At 54.4% G+C, this 17756-nt stretch carries 16 protein-coding genes; 2 read left to right on the top strand and 14 right to left on the bottom strand.

The window, feature by feature from the left end; genetic code table 11:
- Positions 1–2: 2 nt before the first annotated feature.
- The 3 genes from pyrC to pyrR all read right to left on the bottom strand — a co-directional run bounded on the left by pyrC (position 3) and on the right by pyrR (position 2900).
- The gene (pyrC, locus tag HQN87_RS03915) at positions 3–1277 is read right to left on the bottom strand and encodes a dihydroorotase (protein ID WP_425516967.1); all 1275 of its coding nucleotides are present in this window, start codon (positions 1275–1277) and stop codon (positions 3–5) included.
- Positions 1278–1407: 130 nt separating this feature from the next.
- The gene (locus HQN87_RS03920) at positions 1408–2316 is read right to left on the bottom strand and encodes an aspartate carbamoyltransferase catalytic subunit (RefSeq protein WP_173128119.1); all 909 of its coding nucleotides are present in this window, start codon (positions 2314–2316) and stop codon (positions 1408–1410) included.
- Between the two features lie 2 nt (positions 2317–2318).
- The gene (pyrR, locus tag HQN87_RS03925; protein ID WP_173128122.1) at positions 2319–2900 is read right to left on the bottom strand and encodes a bifunctional pyr operon transcriptional regulator/uracil phosphoribosyltransferase PyrR; all 582 of its coding nucleotides are present in this window, start codon (positions 2898–2900) and stop codon (positions 2319–2321) included.
- 770 nt (positions 2901–3670) lie between these two features.
- Between pyrR and HQN87_RS03930 the strand changes: the two genes are divergently transcribed.
- A complete protein-coding gene (locus HQN87_RS03930; RefSeq protein ID WP_173128125.1) occupies positions 3671–4234 on the top strand; it encodes a GNAT family N-acetyltransferase in 564 nt (187 codons plus the stop codon).
- A gap of 412 nt (positions 4235–4646) precedes the next feature.
- Here HQN87_RS03930 and HQN87_RS03935 read toward each other — a convergent pair whose 3' ends face one another.
- The 3 genes from HQN87_RS03935 to lspA all read right to left on the bottom strand — a co-directional run bounded on the left by HQN87_RS03935 (position 4647) and on the right by lspA (position 7524).
- Positions 4647–5900: an LL-diaminopimelate aminotransferase gene (locus tag HQN87_RS03935; protein ID WP_173128128.1), complete on the bottom strand. Its 1254-nt coding sequence runs from the start codon at positions 5898–5900 to the stop codon at positions 4647–4649.
- A 153-nt stretch (positions 5901–6053) separates the two neighbouring features.
- On the bottom strand, positions 6054–7028 hold the full coding sequence (locus HQN87_RS03940) for an RluA family pseudouridine synthase (RefSeq protein ID WP_173128131.1): 975 nt from the start codon (positions 7026–7028) through the stop codon (positions 6054–6056).
- Positions 7021–7524: a signal peptidase II gene (gene lspA, locus HQN87_RS03945; RefSeq protein ID WP_173128866.1), complete on the bottom strand. Its 504-nt coding sequence runs from the start codon at positions 7522–7524 to the stop codon at positions 7021–7023. Before lspA ends, HQN87_RS03940 begins: the two co-directional genes overlap by 8 nt.
- 205 nt (positions 7525–7729) lie before the next feature.
- On the opposite strand from lspA, the gene HQN87_RS03950 reads away from it, so the two are divergent.
- The gene (locus tag HQN87_RS03950; RefSeq protein ID WP_173128134.1) at positions 7730–8458 is read left to right on the top strand and encodes a TraR/DksA C4-type zinc finger protein; all 729 of its coding nucleotides are present in this window, start codon (positions 7730–7732) and stop codon (positions 8456–8458) included.
- Between the two features lie 66 nt (positions 8459–8524).
- Here the strand turns inward: HQN87_RS03950 and HQN87_RS03955 are convergent, their stop codons facing one another.
- The 8 genes from HQN87_RS03955 to HQN87_RS03990 form a co-directional block, all read right to left on the bottom strand.
- Positions 8525–8911, bottom strand: a complete 387-nt coding sequence (locus HQN87_RS03955) for a DUF5665 domain-containing protein (protein WP_436836453.1) — start codon at positions 8909–8911, stop codon at positions 8525–8527.
- Between the two features lie 302 nt (positions 8912–9213).
- Positions 9214–12306 carry an isoleucine--tRNA ligase gene (gene ileS / locus HQN87_RS03960; RefSeq protein WP_173128137.1) on the bottom strand — a complete coding sequence of 1031 codons (3093 nt, stop codon included), beginning with the start codon at positions 12304–12306 and terminating at the stop codon, positions 9214–9216.
- Between the two features lie 276 nt (positions 12307–12582).
- On the bottom strand, positions 12583–12792 hold the full coding sequence (locus HQN87_RS03965; protein ID WP_173128140.1) for a hypothetical protein: 210 nt from the start codon (positions 12790–12792) through the stop codon (positions 12583–12585).
- A 561-nt stretch (positions 12793–13353) separates the two neighbouring features.
- Complete coding sequence (gene pseI, locus HQN87_RS03970) at positions 13354–14406, bottom strand: pseudaminic acid synthase (RefSeq protein ID WP_173128143.1); 1053 nt, start codon at positions 14404–14406, stop codon at positions 13354–13356.
- The gene (gene pseH, locus HQN87_RS03975; RefSeq protein WP_173128146.1) at positions 14384–14956 is read right to left on the bottom strand and encodes a UDP-4-amino-4,6-dideoxy-N-acetyl-beta-L-altrosamine N-acetyltransferase; all 573 of its coding nucleotides are present in this window, start codon (positions 14954–14956) and stop codon (positions 14384–14386) included. Before pseH ends, pseI begins: the two co-directional genes overlap by 23 nt.
- Positions 14928–16046: a UDP-2,4-diacetamido-2,4,6-trideoxy-beta-L-altropyranose hydrolase gene (gene pseG, locus HQN87_RS03980; protein ID WP_173128149.1), complete on the bottom strand. Its 1119-nt coding sequence runs from the start codon at positions 16044–16046 to the stop codon at positions 14928–14930. Before pseG ends, pseH begins: the two co-directional genes overlap by 29 nt.
- Positions 16040–16843: an SDR family NAD(P)-dependent oxidoreductase gene (locus HQN87_RS03985; RefSeq protein ID WP_173128151.1), complete on the bottom strand. Its 804-nt coding sequence runs from the start codon at positions 16841–16843 to the stop codon at positions 16040–16042. The genes pseG and HQN87_RS03985 overlap by 7 nt, the downstream gene beginning before the upstream one ends.
- The gene (locus tag HQN87_RS03990; RefSeq protein WP_173128153.1) at positions 16818–17753 is read right to left on the bottom strand and encodes an aldo/keto reductase; all 936 of its coding nucleotides are present in this window, start codon (positions 17751–17753) and stop codon (positions 16818–16820) included. Before HQN87_RS03990 ends, HQN87_RS03985 begins: the two co-directional genes overlap by 26 nt.
- Between the last annotated feature and the right edge of the window lie 3 nt (positions 17754–17756).

Raw genomic sequence — 17756 nt, forward strand, 5'->3', positions numbered from 1 at the left:
GCTTAAACTTCACTCCATACGGCTCTGCCGTCTACCCAAGTCTTCACCGGCCAGCCCTTAAGCTTCCATCCGGTAAAAGGTGTATTGCGACCCTTGCTCGCAAATGTTGCAGGATCTACTGCCTTCTCTTCATTCAGGTCAATCAGTGTCAGATCGGCAGGCGCCCCTACTGTAAGGCTGCCTGTGCTTAGTCTGAACACCCGGGCCGGATCAGCGGTCATCCGCTGGACCAGCAGGGACAGATCCCATTTGCCTGTGGCTACAAAAGCGGTATACAGCAGCGGGAAGGCCGTCTCAAAGCCGACGATGCCAAACGGTGCAAGCTGCATGCCTTTGGCCTTCTCTTCCTCGCTGTGCGGCGCATGGTCGGTCACGATGATATCCAGCGTGCCGTCCAGCAATCCTTCAATGCAAGCCTCAACGTCGCGGCGCGAGCGCAGCGGCGGGTTCATTTTCCAGTTAGCGTCCATTCCCGGAATGTCTTCCTCCGAGAGCAGCAGATGATGCGGGCATACCTCAGCGGTCACCTTGATGCCGATCTGCTTCGCCTGGCGGATCAGCCGTACCGATTGCTCGGTGCTGACATGGCACACATGGTAGTGGACCCCAGTCGCTTCAGACAGCAGAATGTCACGGCCTACATGAATGGCTTCCGACTCATTCGGAATTCCCTTCAGACCATGCTTGTCAGCAAAAGTGCCCTCCGCTACCGGCGCTCCTTCCACCAGCGAGTTATCCTCACAGTGGGCAATCACCGGCATATCCAGTCCCTTCGCCAGCTTCATCGCATCCTTCATCATCTGTGCACTTTGCACGCCTACACCGTCATCGGTGAAGCCAATCGCCCCCGCCGCCTTCAGTGCTGCGAAGTCCGTCAGCTCGCGTCCCAGCTCGTTCTTGGTAATGGCCGCATAGGGCAGCACCTTCACAAGTCCCGCTTCACGCGCCTTATCCTTGACCAGCTGTACGATCTCTGCACTGTCTGTTACCGGGCGTGTATTCGGCATGCAGGCAATCGTTGTGAATCCGCCTTTGGCTGCCGAACGTGCGCCGGTCTCAATCGTTTCTTTATGCTCGAACCCCGGTTCACGCAGGTGCACATGCATATCAATCAGCCCCGGAATCAGCAGCTTGCCTTCCGCCTCAATGATCTCCCCGGCTTCCTCCACCGCTTCAGCGGCATCCTGAATCTTCGAGATAAGTCCATCCTGCACAACAATATGCTTGCGCTCCAGTACGCCTTCTTGGTTCAGTACACTGGCATTTTTGATGATCACGGTTAGGATTCTCCTTTTGTGCCCACCGGCCGCAGCCGTAAGCTCTGTAGTTATTATATAATAAAGATTCATATTTGTGTATATTTATTAATGCACTTATGTGAGGTTTTTTCTGTCGTGCTTGAACGTGCTACTGTAGCGCCCGCTCCATGACCGCCATCCGTACCGGCACCCCGTTCGCCATCTGCGGGAAAATCCGGGACTGGCTGCTCTCCACCACCGCGTCGTCGATCTCCACATTGCGGTTGACCGGCGCCGGATGCATAATGATTGTCGCAGCGTCCAGCTTGGCCGCCCGTTCTTCGGTAAGCCCGAATTGCTCCCGGTACTGCTCAGCCGATAAAATAATCCCGGAAGCATGCCGCTCCAGCTGCACTCTCAGCATCATGACCACATCTGCCTTCAGCGCTTCTTCCATAGAAACGTATGGAGCGTAGGCGGCAAGCTCAGGAGCCTGCATATTGGCCGGGGCGCAGAACTGCACGCTTGCCCCCATCTTCGTTAGCGCCCACAGATTGGACCGGGCTACCCGGCTATGCATAATGTCCCCGATAATCGACACCTTCAGGCCCTTCAGCTCGCCAAAATGCTTACGCATCGTATACAGATCCAGCAGTGCCTGTGTCGGATGCTCGTTGTTGCCGTCCCCCGCATTGATCAGCGGGATGTTCACCTTCCCGGCAAGCTGCTGCAGTACCCCGGCAGGCTTCAGACGTACCACCCCTGCGTCGATCCCCATGGATTCCAAAGTGCGCACGGTATCATAGATCGACTCGCCTTTCTCCACACTGGAGGCCGCAGCCGTGAAGTTCAGTACTTGAACGCCCAGGCGTTTCTCGGCCATCTCGAAGGAGAACCGGGTACGCGTGCTGTTCTCAAAAAACATGTTGGCAACAAAATGCGCTCTCAGTACCGGCGTAAGCTTCTCGCTCTGATTGTCCCAGTAAGCCGTTCTGCCCAGCAGCTGGCTGATTTCCGAAGCGTCCAGTTCCTTAATCCCCAGCAGACTGCGTTCCTTCACTTTGGTTGCCGTCATCATTGTTATCGTTCCTCCCGGTTTGAAATAATGTACACTTCGTCCTTGCCGTCGAATTCGCTCAGGGACACTTCAATCTGCTCATGCCTGGAGGTGGGTACGTTCTTGCCGATATAATCGGGACGGATGGGTAATTCCCGGTGCCCGCGGTCAGCCAGTACTGCAAGCTGGATCATGCGCGGACGCCCGCAATCCATCAGCGCATCCATCGCTGCCCGGATCGTTCTTCCGGTGTACAGCACATCGTCGAACAGAATCACTTTCTTGTCGCGGGTGCCGGTGCTGCCCGGAGGCAGGGTCAGGTAACTGTTCACCACTGCCTTGTCCGTCTGCTCCCGGTTGTCCCCGCCGCCTTCGCGGTCATCCCGGTAATGCGTAATGTCCAGCTCACCGTAAGGAATATCCACACCCTCGATCTCCTTGATGCGCTCCGCGATCCGCCGGGCCAGATATATCCCCCGGGTACGGATGCCAACCAGCAGACAATTCTCGATACCCTTGTTTTTCTCCAAAATCTCATGTGCAATGCGTGACAGTGCCCGGCGAATCGCCGTTTCGTCCATAATGACATTTTTTTCAGTAACCATCCTCGTGCCATCCTCCTGCTTGATCGCCTGCTCAAGTTCCCGGTAAACAAAAAACTCCTTGCCCGAAGCAGGCAAGGAGTGAAATCCGCAGATTCAAAAAGATGGCGTGTCCGCGCGCATAAAGAGGCACTCCGTACTCATACGGATTCCTTCTCGACGACCGCGAACCTCGATTCACGTTACCTTGCCAGCCTCACGGGACTGAATTAAAGGCGCATATTCAACTATAGGGAATTATGACAGATGAACGGGGTGGTGTCAAATTTTCTGGGCGGATCAATGGGAGGAGTTTAGGTAAAGGGGGCGGCAAGGGGCGGTAGTGTTTAGGTGAAGTGCGCGGCTGCGGTGATTTTGGACTTCCGGCCGCTGTTATGTTTGGATTTCCTGATTATTACCGCAGCCGCGGTAGAAATCCAAACATAAAGGCGGACGCTACCGCTCCTACAGTTCCAAAATCCCCTCCGCCGCTTCCACCTAAACGGTGTAAGGGACCCTCCTCCACCCCAAGGGGGGTGGGGCAGGAAGAACCGCACTATAGCGCTGTGCTGATCGTGCGGAGGGGCAACACTGCGAAGTGCGAAGAGCAAAGTGCGACAACGCGGACTGCGAAAGCATACGACATCTTAGCTGATTTGGGAGACAGGACAACTTAGGGGAAAACGAAGGCCTTGAGGCTGAGAGACTTTACAACTTACTAGCGGCGGTGCTTTTCCCCACCTATTTTCGTTCCTGCCCGGGGTTTGTTATGATACTGCTGGAGGCGAATTTAAATGAATGAATTGGAATTTATTACTATAGATACATGGGATGAAGCACTGTGGGCAGGGATGGAACCGATCTATCATGAAGCCTTCCCGAGCGGCGCGAAGACTACAAGCATCCTCCGCAGTATGCTGGACAGGAAGATCGCATATTTACATGCAGGATTAGACAAGGGCCAGGTTGTTGCCATGGCAGTTACCGGTTTGGCGGGACAAGCTGCGGATAAGGTGCTGATTATTGATTACCTGGCAGTCGATCACCAATTGCGCGGAACAGGGACGGGAACCTGGATGCTGGAGCAGATTAGAGCTTGGGCGGTACAGGAGCATAACATCCGGGGCATCATCATCGAGGCTGAATCTGGAGCTACGGAATCGCATAAGGAACGCATTCACTTCTGGGAGCGCAACGGGTTCGTCCTAACCTCCTATGTCCATCAATATAGGATGGTGCCGGAGCCGTATCAGGCGATGCTGCTGCCGCTGGATCAGAGCGCGAATGTGCCGGAAGACGGCGAAGCGCTCTTCCGCTACATCAATGCTTTTCATAAGGTGGCATACCGGAAAGGCTGATACATGGGGCGGGGATAAGGAGAAGCGGGTATACGGATGGCGGGTTTTCAGCAGGGAGGATACGACTTCCTTGCAATAAGCAACGAGAGGGTAGACTTCCCTGCAACAAGAACAGGAGGATACGACTTCCTTGCAACAAGCAAGTGGATTAATGTATCCTAATTCTCCGATTTCCGGAAGATCCCCGTTAGCAAGTGGATAAACAGCATCTAATACGGGTTACTTAAGCTACTTTGGGTGAAAGGAGAGAATTTAAGTGTTGTTTATCCAACTCTTGGTTTAGCATCGTCTATTGGTTCAGCAGCAAGTGGAGAAAATCCAACTGTTTCCCGTTGCGCCAAATTTCAGTGCAGAGCAGTTTGTTAATCAACAAAAGCCGCCGCAGATTCCTCTACGGCGGCCCATAAACCTATTAAAATTCAAATTCAACGTCGCTCAGGCGTCTTTGAATTTCGGAGATTACACGTTTCTCATCCTCTTCGCCCTTGGCGACGAAGGTAACGGAGAAACGCACGAACGCGCCGGCATCATCCCAAGGCACGGTGGAGATCAGCTTCTCGCGGATCAGGAACTGCGAGAAATCTTCGCCGGATTCGAAGCGGCGTCCGCCCTTCACGCCTTTTGGAGCGGCTACATACAAGAAGAAGGAACCCTTCGGCTTCTCTGCCTGGAAGCCCAGGCTGTTCAGCGCATCCACCAGCATGTCGTGGCGGCGGGAGTACTTGGCGGCAATCGCTTCGGTAATCTCCGGGTGGGAGAGGCCATAAGCGGCAGCTTTTTGAATCGCGATGAACTGGCCGGAATCATTATTGTCCTTCACATCACTGAACGCCTTCACGATCAGCGGGTTGCCGGCCACGAAGCCGATTCTCCAGCCGGTCATGTTGTAGGACTTGGACAGGGAATGCAGCTCTACACCGACATCCTTCGCACCAGGCACGGACAGGAAGCTCAGCGGCTTCACACCGTCATAAGTCAGTGCAGCATAAGGGGCGTCATGGATCACGACCACATCATATTTCTTCGCCCAGGCCACTACCTCGCTGAAGAATTCAGGAGTTGCGCTTGCACCGGTAGGGTTGTTCGGATAGTTGAGATAGAGCAGCTTCGCCTTGCGGGCTACGTCTTCCGGAATAGCATTCAGGTCAGGCAGGAAGTTGTTCTCCTTCTTCAATTCAACGGAGTACACTTGTCCGCCCAGATATTTGGTATGGGTGCCAAGCACCGGATAACCCGGGATGGTCATAATGGTGATATCGCCCGGATTAATGAACACGGAGGGCAGCATCGCCAGCGCCGGCTTCGAGCCAATGGAATGCACAATTTCAGTTACAGGGTCAATGCCGTCTACCTGAAAAACTTCCTTAAGGTACACTGCGGCTGCGGCTTTGAATTCAGGAATCCCGTTATCGGAGTATCCCCGGTTCTCTTCCTTGGCTGCTTCCAGCGCAAGTCTGGCCACAATGCCTTCATCGGCCATTTCGTCCGGCTCGCCGACGCCCATGTCGATCAGTTCAATGTCAGGAAAATCCTGCTTCGCCGATGCTTTGGCGCGTTTGATTTTCTCGAATTTGTAGATCGAGGTGTCTTTGCCATACCCTTCGCCGCCGATACGTTCTGCAAAGTTAGTCTGAATGAAAGTATCCTGATAGTGTTCAATACTCATAATCTTCTTCTCATCTCCCGGGCTATGTTGTGAAGCTATAGAAGCTGAACTTAAGAAAGCAGCAGGTTAGCTTCTTAAGTTCACTCTGTTATGCTCTAAATATGACGCAAATTCAGCCCGTGTACCATGGATTTATAATCTATTGATTTGTACTTATCTGCTGCGCAGCGTAAAGAGCAAATCTTCCATATCCGCAGGGATTGGCGCACTGAACTCCTTGTATTCGCCCGTAGAAGGGTGTACAAATCCAAGGACCGCAGCATGGAGCGCTTGTCCGTTCATGGCCGTTCCCTTGCTGCGCCCGTAGATCGGATCTCCGACCAGCGGATGACCGATGAACTTCATATGGACCCGGATCTGATGCGTCCGTCCCGTCTCAAGCTGCAGCTCCAGCAGTGTGCAGTCACCGAACCGCTCCAGCACCGTGAAGTGTGTCACTGATCGTTTGCTATTCTTCTCGGTTACCATATACAGCTTACGGTCATGCGGATCACGGCCGATGGGTGCATCCACCGTTCCCTTGTCATGGGACAGATTCCCGTGCACCACTGCGATATAGCGGCGGGTCACACTGTGTTCCTTAAGCTGGGCGGACAGCGAAGCATGACTGGCGTCATTCTTGGCAGCCATAATCAGACCGGAGGTGTCCTTGTCGATCCGGTGCACGATGCCTGGACGAATCTCGCCGTTAATGCCGGACAGATCCTTGCAGTGATACATCAGCGCATTGACCAGAGTGCCGGAGGGATGTCCCACTGCAGGATGCACGACCATGCCGCGCGCCTTGTTCACCACAATAACGTCGCTGTCCTCATAGGCCACTTCCAGCGGAATATCCTGTGCAATCAGGTCCGTAACCTCGGGTTCAGGTACAGTAACCGCTACCTTGTCACCTTCATATAGCTTATAGTTCGCTTTGACCGGAGCGCCGTTCACCTTAACATACCCGCCGCTGATCCATAGCTGGACCTGAGAGCGTGAGATCTCGTCCTCCCAGGTCTCCGTAATGTATTTATCAATCCGTTCCCGCGCGTTGCCGGCGGCAACGATCCATTCGGTGACGTCTCTTTCTTCTTCGAGGGCGCCAGAATCCGCCAGCTCATTGACGTCTTTGTTCAAATCATTCATTCCCTTCTTTGACTTCCTGTGATTCCTTCACCTCGGTGACTTCCTGTTCGCCCTTCACTTCCAGCAGCGTATCCAGAATAATCAGGCCTACCCCGACCACGATGCAGGAATCGGCCACGTTGAAGATCGGGAACGTATAGCTTCCGAAATTGAACATCAGGAAGTCTACGACTTCACCGTTCAGAATCCGGTCCAGGAAGTTGCCGATCGCCCCGCCAAGCACCAGCGCAAGTGCGGTTGGCAGCAATTTGCGGGTCTTGCGGGCCTTGTTCAGGTACCAGACGATACCGGCCACAACGATTACTGTAATGACAATGAAGAACCATTGCTGTCCTTCCAGAATTCCAAAAGCGGCTCCACGATTGCGGTGGGATGTAATAAGGAAGAAATCCTTAATCACCGGAATCTGCTCTGCGAGCTCCAGCCGGGTGGCAATCAGATATTTGGTACCCTGGTCAATCAAAAATACAATTAGCGCAATCAGAAAGTACACCACAGAAGTTGTCACTCCGTTCTTATTTTTCCCGCAAGACTGCGGTACGAATACTGTATAAAGACTTGTATATTGTAGCACAGCGCTCAAGATACCGTCCATTGCATGAAGATGTGGATCTGTAAAGTCAGGGCACTATTTTCCATCGCTAAAAAAGGGCCCCGGAGGCCAAGCTATCCGTAAGAAGAACCGAAAGGAGCCCACAGTAATGAGCCATCTGACACCACAGCAGCTCTCCGGGCTGCGCACCCAGCTCCTGCAGCAGCAAGAGGAGATCAAGCACAGGCTGAGCAATAGCGAGCAATATGGATTGCAGGAGGCAATGCGGGACAACACGGGAGAGCTGTCCGAGATCGACAACCATCCCGGCGATGCCGCCACTGAGCTGTATAACCGTTCCATGGATATTTCCCTGCTGGAGCGGGACGAGCATGAGCTGGACGATATCGAATCCGCTCTGCGTGCGATGGATGAAGGCACCTACGGGATCTGCAGTGCCAGCGGTGAGCCAATTCCCTATGAGCGCCTGGCCGCCCTCCCCTCCACCCGCTTCACCAAGGAGCACGCCCCCCGCCAGAGCGCTCCGTTCACCCGGCCGGCCGAGGAGGAGCTGCTTACTCCGCCCTTTGGACGTACCAGCCTGGATGAGCGGGACGATCAGAACGGCTTCGACGGCGAGGATGCCTGGCAGATTGTCGAGAGCTGGGGCAATTCGGATTCCCCTGCCATGGCTGAAGGGAACAACATCAGCTCCTACAATGATATGGAGATCGAGGCGGACGAAACCGAAGGCTTCGTGGAGCCCTGGGAGAACTTCGTGGCTACCGATATTACCGGCAACCATCTGACGATTGTCAAAGGCAACAGCTACCGCCACTACATGGACGATGAAGAAGGCGACTATCTGCTGGACCCGACGAGAAAAGAACGGAAATAGCATTTTACTACAAGCTTAATGCCCCACGATGTGGGGTTATTCGGCGTTCACCGGAGTTCACCGGGATCAGAACGTCTTCAGCTCCAGCTGGTGCTGGACGATCCGCACAATGTCAGCGATATAATCACCGATTATCGGCAGATTCAGCGCCCCTAGTACCTGAAGCACATAGATAATCGTCGCTGCAAAAAAAGTAAACCCGAGCGCAATCCCCAGCCCCCTGGCCGCCCCGGAGAGAATATTCAGCCAGATCAGCCGGAACGGGGAATGCAGCAGCTCCGTATATTCCGAGATACGTGCCTTCTCCATCTGCTGGGCCAGACTCGTAGTCATCCGGTACAGGGCGTTTATCTTCTCCTCCTGCGGAAGATCTGCCGGATCAGCGGCTGTTGAGCCCGCAGCAGCAGACTTTTGCGAGGACAACGGTGCTTGTATCGGCTCCCCGGAATGCATGTATTTCGGCGTCTCCTCCGGTACCTGTTCCCTGCTGCTATTTCCGCCTGAGGTATGAATTGTAATTCTGCCCGGCCCTTCCGGCCTCTGCGGCTGCTTCCCCTGGTGATCCCCGTCTTTCCGTCCGCCCATGACTCCTACCTCCTGGTTCTCTATAAGCCGCAAAGCAAACGAGCCCCGGTTAAAGAGAGATTCTCTCTTCAAGCACAGGGCTCGTCATTTTGCATTCTAACCCATAGAAACTCTGTCTTTGCGGTTAGTATATGCCATAGAGGGACAAGTAATGCAGAGATACGTACCTGTTAAGCGCCGATATGAATACCGATGCTCTTACCGCCGGCATCTACAGTTTCATAGGTATAGTCTCCGTCAAAATCAACGGTAGTCACGAGTACATTCTCACGCAGCACCTGCTCAAATGCGGTAACGGCCGCCTTCAGCTCGTCATCGACATGCAGCGTCAGGGCAATCCGCTTGTCAATCGGCAGATCCAGACGTTTACGGTAATCCTGCACGGCACGCACCACTTCGCGCACCCAGCCTTCTTGAACAAGCTGCGGTGTAATTTCAGTGTTCAGCGCCACCGTCAGCCCGTAGCCGGAAGCTGAGGCAAAACCCGGTTTGGCCCGCTTCTCCACCAGCAGCTCCTCAGAAGTGATCTGCAGCTCTTCCCCGTCCGGGGACACAATGGCAATTACGCCGTCTTGAACCGCTTTGCGGGTAGCGTCGCTGTCCATAGCCTTCAGGAAGCCTTGCAGGAAGCCGACATTCTTGCCGTATTTCTTGCCTGCCACCTTCAGGTTCAGCTTCAGGGTGAAGTCTACGAAGCCGCTGTCGCTGTGCTCGATTACGATATGCTTGACGTTGATCTCGTCTTTGATCAGCTCTTCATAATCCGCCACATTGAAGTTATCAGGGGTGGAAGCAATCAGCTCGGACAACGGCTGGCGGGTCTTGATGCCGCTCTCGTTGCGCACGTTACGGGCCAGCTCTACGATGCCTCTGGCACTCTCCATATCCTGTTCCAGCGCGAGGTCGATCAGCTTCTCATCCGCTGCCGGATAATCTGCAAGATGCACACTTTCACCGCCGCCCAGGTTCGTGAAGATATCCTCGGACAGCATCGGTGTGAATGGAGCCATCAGCTTGGCTGTGGTCAACAGGACATGCGTAAGTGTGCGGTAAGCGTCCAGCTTCTCTTCACCCAGCCCGCTGCCCCAGAACCGGTCGCGGGAACGGCGGATGTACCAGTTGCTCAGCTCATCCACGAAGTTCTCAATGGCTTTGGAGGTGTTGACGAAATCGTTCACCGCCAGCCCCTTGTCTACCAGCAGGATCAGGCTGTTCAGGCGGGACAGAATCCAGCGGTCGAGCTTATGCTCAGACAGCTTGAACGGGTGATCCGCAGGATCGTAGCCGTCGATACCGGCATACAGTGTCAGGAACGCATGGGTGTTCACCAGCGTATCGACCACTTTGGACTTCGTCTCTCCCACCAGACCGCGTGAGAACCGCTTGTTGTTCCACGGCGCACTGTCGGACAGAATCGCCCAGCGGAAGGCATCCGTGCCATATTCGTTGATGATCTCCCAAGGATCAATGACATTGCCTTTGGATTTGGACATCTTCTGGCCGTTCTCATCAAAAATGTGACCGTGGGCGATAACCGCCTTGTAAGGTGCTTTGCCCGTGAACAGCGTCGATACCGCCAGCAGGCTGTAGAACCAGCCGCGGGTCTGGTCGATCCCTTCGCAGATCATATCCGCCGGATACTGGTCTGCGAACTGTTCTTCATTCTCAAACGGATAATGGCTCTGCGCGAACGGCATCGAACCGCTGTCGAACCAGACGTCGATAACTTCCGGGGTGCGGACCATTACGCCGCCTTCACTGAACGGACTCCGCAGCTTGATGTTGTCCACATACGGCTTATGCAGCTCGATATCCTCCGCCACTTCACCGATGGCCATGGATCTCAGCTCGGCGATACTGTGCGGTGCGAATTCCTTGCCGGTGTCCTGACAGACCCACACATTCAGCGGTGTGCCCCAGTAGCGGTTGCGGCTGATGTTCCAGTCTACCAGCTCCTCCAGGAACTTGCCGAAGCGGCCTTCCCGCACGTGTTCCGGGTACCAGTTCACACTGTTGTTGTTCGCGATCAGCTGATCTTTGATGGCTGTCGTCTGGATGAACCAGCTGTCTGTTGCATAATAGAGCAGCGGGGTATCGCAGCGCCAGCAGAACGGATAGCTGTGCTCGTATTTCTCTTTATGGTAGAGCAGTCCCTGCTCAGACAGCAGCTTCACGATATCGAGGTCGCAATCCTTCACGAACCGTCCGGCAAAATCGCTCACCACACTGGTGTATTTACCGGAGACATCCACCACGTTCACGAAGCTGATGCCATTCTCGCGGCAGCTCTTATAGTCATCTTCCCCGTGCGCCGGAGCCATATGTACGATCCCGGTACCGCTGGAATCCGTAACAAAGGCTGCCCCGACGATGACATTGTGCTTCTCTGCCTTGATGTAACCGAACGGCGGCGTGTAGGTCTGGCCGATAAAATCAGCGCCCGTGTGGGTAGACAGGATCGTGTAGTCGCCCTTCAGCACTTCGTCCACCAGGTTCTTGGCCAGCACATATACGCCGTCTTCCTGTTGCGCACGCACATATTCCATATTCGGGTTCATCGCCAATGCCATGTGAGCCGGAAGCGTCCAAGGGGTCGTCGTCCAGGCCAGCACATAATCACCGCTGCCGTCCAGCTTGAACTTGGCTGTCGCACTGAGATCCTTGACCGTCTTGTAGCCCTGCGCCACCTCATGGGAGCTAAGGGTCGTCTGACAGCTAGGGCAATACGGACTAACGCGGTGTCCGCGGTACATCAGGCCTTTGTCATGTACTGTAGCGAGGATATTCCACACACTCTCGATGTACGTATTATCCAGCGTAACGTAAGGGTTATCCAGATCCGTCCAATAGCCGATAGCCTCCGTGAACTCGCGCCACTGCTTCTCATAGCCAAATACACTGGCTTTGCATTCCTTGATAAATTTCTCCACGCCGTATTCTTCGATATCCTGCTTGCCGGAGATGCCCAGCTTCTTCTGCACGCCGAGCTCCACCGGCAGACCGTGGGTATCCCAGCCTGCTTTGCGGATGACGCGGAAACCCTTCATCGTCTGATAGCGGCCGACGAAGTCCTTGATGACCCGGCCCAGCACATGCCCGATATGCGGCACGCCGTTCGCGGTCGGAGGTCCTTCATAGAACACGTAGTTCGGGCGCCCCTCCCGGTTCTCCATGGATCTGCGGAAGGTTTTCTCGTCGCTCCATTTTTTCAATATCCGGACATCTCTGGCCCGGGCTTTTTCTTTGACGTCTACTTTATGCATGATGGTCAATCCCTTCGTTTAGTCTTAAACTTTATTCGGATGTCATCCGAGCCTTCTTTTATTCAAACCGTAACCTTGCAAGGCTTTTCGATCCCTCCCAAACCCTCCCTTCGCCAAGGGAGGGCCCCAAGGGCTCTGCCCTCTGGACACCCGAAAGAAGTGCATCGTGCGAGGAGCAGGGTCAGTGGACGGGAAGGATTACTTCGGCGGAGTCCTCGGCCCTTCTTAGGCTGCCCTATCGGGTACGCCTGCGGGGCCTTACCCGCGCTAGGGGCATCAGGCTCCGCCCGGGTCCTTGCCGTTGATCCTTGGTCCTTCCCGGCCGCGAACCCGGAGGGCAGCTCTGGCCGGGCTGTGCCCGGGGTCCATGCCGTTGATCCTTGGTCCTTCCCGGCCTGCGAACCCGGAGGACAGCACTGGCCGGGCTGTGCCCGGGGTCCACTCCGTTGATCTTTGGCCCTTCCCGGCCGCGAACCCGGAGGGCAACTTTGGCCGGGCTTCGCCCGGGGCGCAGTTGAGGCCCCGCAGGCGTACCCGTCAGGGCAGCCTAAGAAGGGCCGCTCCCCGCTCGAACAAATCCTTCCCCGTCCGCGGACACCTCTCCATGCACAACGCACTTGTTGCAGGTGTCCAGAGGGCGGACAGCCCTTGGGGTCCCCCTTGGAAGGGGGATTTAGGGGGATAAAAAAAAGCCATCCCGCCCCCCAAAGGGGCGAGACAGCGCTCGCGATACCACCCTAATTTGCACTTCACGCACTTCCTTAGGGGAGTGGATTCAGTACAATCTCAGTCCGCAGGCCATAGACAGCCACACGGGTCCGGGATAACGTCCGGCAGACGGCGGAGCCTACACACGTATACACGTATACGCTTCAGCTTAGCTTCTAGGGGAGGATCTTCCGGCAAGGCTTGAACAATCGGCTCGCAGCAATCACCGACTCTCTGGAGAACGTTACCTTATCGTACTTGTCCCGTCATCGAATTTCGTTTCAATGGATACAGATATGTTCTAGTTATAGACGTTTTTGCAGTAATTGTCAAGATGGATTACAGCAGCAGCTCCCAGCTCAGGGGGGTGCCCATGGGCAGATTGGTTTTCATCTGTTTTCCGAGCAGCAGATCGTAGTACCCGGGAGCTAAGCCATAGCCTGGACGAACCACCTTCATATTATCCCTAGTGAGCACTTCCCCGGCCTTGATATCCTTGGCGATATAGAGGGACCGCCGGAATTGAAGGGACTTCTCTTCTTCCTTCGAGGGACCGATGGATACTCCGCCGAGGGCCTTCCAGGCTGTATCTGTCTCCTGAACCAGAGAAGCAAACTCCGCAGGCTCCAGGGAAAATGCAGAATCCACTCCGCCCTCCTCACGGTTCAGGGTAAAATGCTTTTCAATGACTGTACTGCCCAGCGCGACACTTGCCACAGCAGCCCCTACGCCCAGGGTATGGTCGGATAACCCCACCTGGCAATGAAAGACGTCCCGCAGATACGGAATGGTATTGAGATTGGAATGTTCGGGCGAAGCCGGATAACTGCTGGTGCATTTCAGCAAAATGTACTCCTTGCAGCCTGCCCCGGTGATGGTCTGGACGGCCTGTTCAATCTCGCCCAGCGAAGCCATCCCGGTCGAAATGATCATCGGCTTTCCTTTGGAGGCTACCTTTCGCAATAAGGGGATATCATTGTTTTCAAAGGAGGCGATTTTGTAGCAGTCTACCCCCAGCGACTCCAGAAATTCGAGCGAGGTCTCATCGAACGGTGTGCTGAACGGAATCATCCCGAGGGCCCTGCAAGCATCAAAAATCTGCTCATGCCATTCCCAGGGCGTATAGGCCTCCTGATAAAGCTCAAACAGCGACTTCCCTTTCCAGAGCGCATTCGATTCAGCGACCATGAAATCCTTGCTCTGCAGATTAAGCGTCATCGTTTCCGGGGTATAGGTTTGAATTTTGAACGCATGTGCCCCGGCCCTGGCTGCGGCCTTGACCAGTTCGAGTGCGCGGTCCAGTGACTTATTGTGGTTACCGGACATCTCCGCGATGACAAAAGGGGGATGACCGCTTCCGATGCGCCGGTTACCGATGGTTATTTCCTTCATTGGCATTTGCAACCTCCTCTTTGAGCCGTACTCTTTGTTTCTTCCATTGCTCCCGGAACAGACCCATTAATACAACGTCCACCGGCTGATGATTCCTTAGCCTTTGCCTGACTAACCTGCCTTCCTCCACAAATCCTAATTTGCGGTGATACGATAAGCTCTTCTGATTGAAGTCCAGGATTTCAGCGCACACTTTTCTCATCTGCCGCTCCTGGAAGATCAGCTCCAGCGCCAGAATTCCCATGATCGTTCCAGACCTGCGGGGGCAGTCCTGATTCCCAATATAGAAGCCCCATTCACAGGTTTGGTGCTCAAGATTGATCTGTGAGAACTGCACGAAGCCGATCGGTTTGGCTTGATAATAACAGATTCTGACCAGCCTGCTTGCATCCTTCGCTATGGAATTCAGCCATTTATGATGCTCCTCAAGCGGAATGAGCCCGTCATGATTCATAAAAGGCCGGACATGAGCGGCATTGCGCCACTCCCAAATCAGTGTGCTATGTTCCCGGCTCAGCTCCTTAAGCGTATAGTCGTGAATGTCTGCCATAGTCGCCTCCCATGATCCTGTCGATAACCTCGTTTCCTTTATCCTCGCCCATAATCTGAAGGGCCTGCTCAGACATACCTTTGACCAGGGACGGATCGGCAAGCAGGCCCTTAAGCTCCTGCTCAATCCTCAGCGGCGTTACGTCAGCACTGCTCCCTAAGCAGCGGGTGGCACCTTGCTCATGAACCAGGGTGGTAATTTCCCGTTGATTATCCGCCGTTATAATGGATAGTGAAGGTAAGCCCAGGTAACACCGCTCCCAGGTTGTGCTTCCGCCTGCTCCGATGGAGAGGTCCGCCCTCTGCATCAGTTCAGCCATATAATCAATCTGACAGTGAAAGCTGGCCTTCGGCATCGTGCGGCATAATGCTGCAATGTCATCCTTGTTGCGGTTCATTCCGCCCGCTACCACATCAAGGTGTAAATTGGCAAAGGCGGAACTCTGTAAGGCGTGTAAGGTTTTTATAGTCTCACGGGTCGGATCTGTGCCGCCAAAAAACATAAGAATTCTGTTTATACTTCCGTCACGTTCAGCCAACTGCGGCTTGACGGCACGAAATTCAGGCCGGAGCAGGGTATAACTGGTGCCCAGCAATTGCATACAATGATTCGGAACCAGCCCCTGATAGCGATGCCCGTCAGCGGATAGATTAGGGTCCAGCAGCATATCACATTGATGCGGCCGGTCCGCCAAATCATCAATCACAACTATCTTTCCCACGTGCTCTCCGGCTAAAGTCTCCCATTGTTGATCAATCCCGTATTGGTCGATAATCAGCCCATCCACCGGACCCGCCTCCCGAAGCAGCTCTGCTGTTTGCAGCGCATCCGTTCTCCAGTCCACTTGGAGCCAGGTTTGTGCATAAGCCCGATCGTCCGGCCCAGGCAGCATGAACACCTGATGGCCCTGTTCCATCACATAGGGTGCCAGATTTCCGGGCAGATCACGGCAGATGAACGAGACCTTCGCCCCTCTTCGTGCAAGCTCATTGGCCAGTGTAAGGCAGCGCATGACATGGCCTGTACCCATGGAATGGGAGGAATCTACCCGGAAGCACAGGTTCACTTGGGGATATGCATCTGTTACCATGCGGTCCACCCGCCATCTACCGAAATATTCTCACCGGTAACATAATTTGCAGCGGCGGAGGCGAGATACACCATAACCCCTTTCAAATCTTCAGGATTGCCGATCCGGCCTAACGGATTCTTCCCTTCCAGCTGCTTGATGAACTCGGGATTCGCCTGAACCGAGGGTTGGGGAAAAGGGCCCGGTGATACGGTATTGGCTCTAACTCCGTGTCGTCCGAAGTGGCAGGCGATGTAACGGGTGAATTGATTAATCGCCGCCTTTCCTGCCCCGTAATTGGCGGGATTATCCATCCCGCTGTCTCCGTAGACCTCGGGGTTAGGAGAGACCCGGCCATACATAGAGGATACGTTAATGATGGAACCTTTCTTTTGTTCAACCATGTAGGGCAAGACAGCCTTCACGCATCTGAAGGTTCCATTAATCGTCCCGTCCATCCCTGTCAGCCACGCCTCTTCACTCATGGCGGGCAGCTTGCCCGGTGAGCTGAAGGCAGCATTATTCACTAGAATATCTATACTCCCGGCGGCTTCAGAAATGTCGCGGAAACAGGTTTGGATGGATTGTTCTTGTCTAATATCCATAGATTTGCCAAAGCATGGAGCCGCAGTCTTGCGGGTAATCTGTTCCGCCAGCTCCTGACATTTCCGCTCATTCGAGCTTACAATGTATACCGTGGCGCCGGCCTCAGCAAGGCCCTCCGAGATCGCCGTGCCCAGATAACCTGCTCCGCCGGTCACGACCGCGGTTTGACCTTGTAGATTAAAGAGTTCATGAATGGTCCGCATCCTGTTCATTCCACCTCCTGGGGTCCATAATCTGCACGGGAATATCCGTAAAATAATCACCGAGCTCTTGCCGTATCTTCCGGGTTAACGGGGGCAGGGCCATCATGCTGACATTCTCCTGAACCTGCTCTACCGTCTCACATCCGATAACGATCCCCGATACTCCAGGGAGATCCCTTACATACAGGAAGCACAGCTCTTTTACAGGTATCCCGATCTCCTTGCTGTACGCTATGAATGACTTCAATGGCCGCTCGGCTTGCTTCAGCTTGGCAGGAAGCTTCTCCGGTGCCATAAGCAATAATCCTTGCAGATAGACACTGCGGACCAACACTTCTGTTCCTTGGCCCGCGAGCCGCTCCAGCATGCCATTTCTGATCCATCTTTGGTCAAATACATTAAGCGGAAGCTGAATACTGGTCACTCCATCCAGGCTCAAAAAAGTCTCGGCCTCCTGCGGATCATAGACCGAAACCCCAATGCTCCGGATCATCTGCTGCTGCTTCAGCTCCTTCAGCAGGTGTAGGATTTCGCCGTTCCGATAGGTCATATCCAGCGGATCATGCAAGAGAAGGGTATCCAGCGCGGACCGCTTCAGCTTGTTCAGGGAAGACAGGACGGAAGAAGTTACGAACTTCCTCCGTGCTTCTTCTGTCTGAAGCCCTAACCGCTGTACCGAAGGCAGCTTGGTCACAATCTCAGGCCTGCTCTGCGGCTCTACCTGCTGCAGACAATCTCCAATCAGGCTCTCACTGTTCCCATATCCCGGTGCGGTGTCCAAATAACCAATCCCCGCGGAGACGGCAGCCTGGAGCAATTGGCAGCTCTGTTGCACGGACGGATGGCCTGCTGCATTCGCAATCCCATAATTCCCGTTTAACTGGGCAGTACCCAGCACAAGTCTCGCTCTATTTGTCATATT

Source organism: Paenibacillus tritici (assembly GCF_013204885.1).
Lineage (GTDB): Bacteria > Bacillota > Bacilli > Paenibacillales > Paenibacillaceae > Paenibacillus_AQ > Paenibacillus_AQ tritici.

Bases quoted from the DNA above. Each gene is read 5' to 3' on its own strand.
- HQN87_RS03920 (WP_173128119.1), bottom strand. From the start codon at position 2,316: ATGATGACGGCAACCAAAGTGAAGGAACGCAGTCTGCTGGGGATTAAG.
- pyrR (WP_173128122.1), bottom strand. From the start codon at position 2,900: ATGGTTACTGAAAAAAATGTCATTATGGACGAAACGGCGATTCGCCGG.
- HQN87_RS03930 (WP_173128125.1), top strand. From the start codon at position 3,671: ATGAATGAATTGGAATTTATTACTATAGATACATGGGATGAAGCACTG.
- HQN87_RS03935 (WP_173128128.1), bottom strand. From the start codon at position 5,900: ATGAGTATTGAACACTATCAGGATACTTTCATTCAGACTAACTTTGCA.
- HQN87_RS03940 (WP_173128131.1), bottom strand. From the start codon at position 7,028: ATGAATGATTTGAACAAAGACGTCAATGAGCTGGCGGATTCTGGCGCC.
- HQN87_RS03950 (WP_173128134.1), top strand. From the start codon at position 7,730: ATGAGCCATCTGACACCACAGCAGCTCTCCGGGCTGCGCACCCAGCTC.
- HQN87_RS03955 (WP_436836453.1), bottom strand. From the start codon at position 8,911: ATGCATTCCGGGGAGCCGATACAAGCACCGTTGTCCTCGCAAAAGTCT.
- ileS (WP_173128137.1), bottom strand. From the start codon at position 12,306: ATGCATAAAGTAGACGTCAAAGAAAAAGCCCGGGCCAGAGATGTCCGG.
- pseI (WP_173128143.1), bottom strand. From the start codon at position 14,406: ATGAAGGAAATAACCATCGGTAACCGGCGCATCGGAAGCGGTCATCCC.
- pseH (WP_173128146.1), bottom strand. From the start codon at position 14,956: ATGGCAGACATTCACGACTATACGCTTAAGGAGCTGAGCCGGGAACAT.
- pseG (WP_173128149.1), bottom strand. From the start codon at position 16,046: ATGGTAACAGATGCATATCCCCAAGTGAACCTGTGCTTCCGGGTAGAT.
- HQN87_RS03985 (WP_173128151.1), bottom strand. From the start codon at position 16,843: ATGAACAGGATGCGGACCATTCATGAACTCTTTAATCTACAAGGTCAA.
- HQN87_RS03990 (WP_173128153.1), bottom strand. From the start codon at position 17,753: ATGACAAATAGAGCGAGACTTGTGCTGGGTACTGCCCAGTTAAACGGG.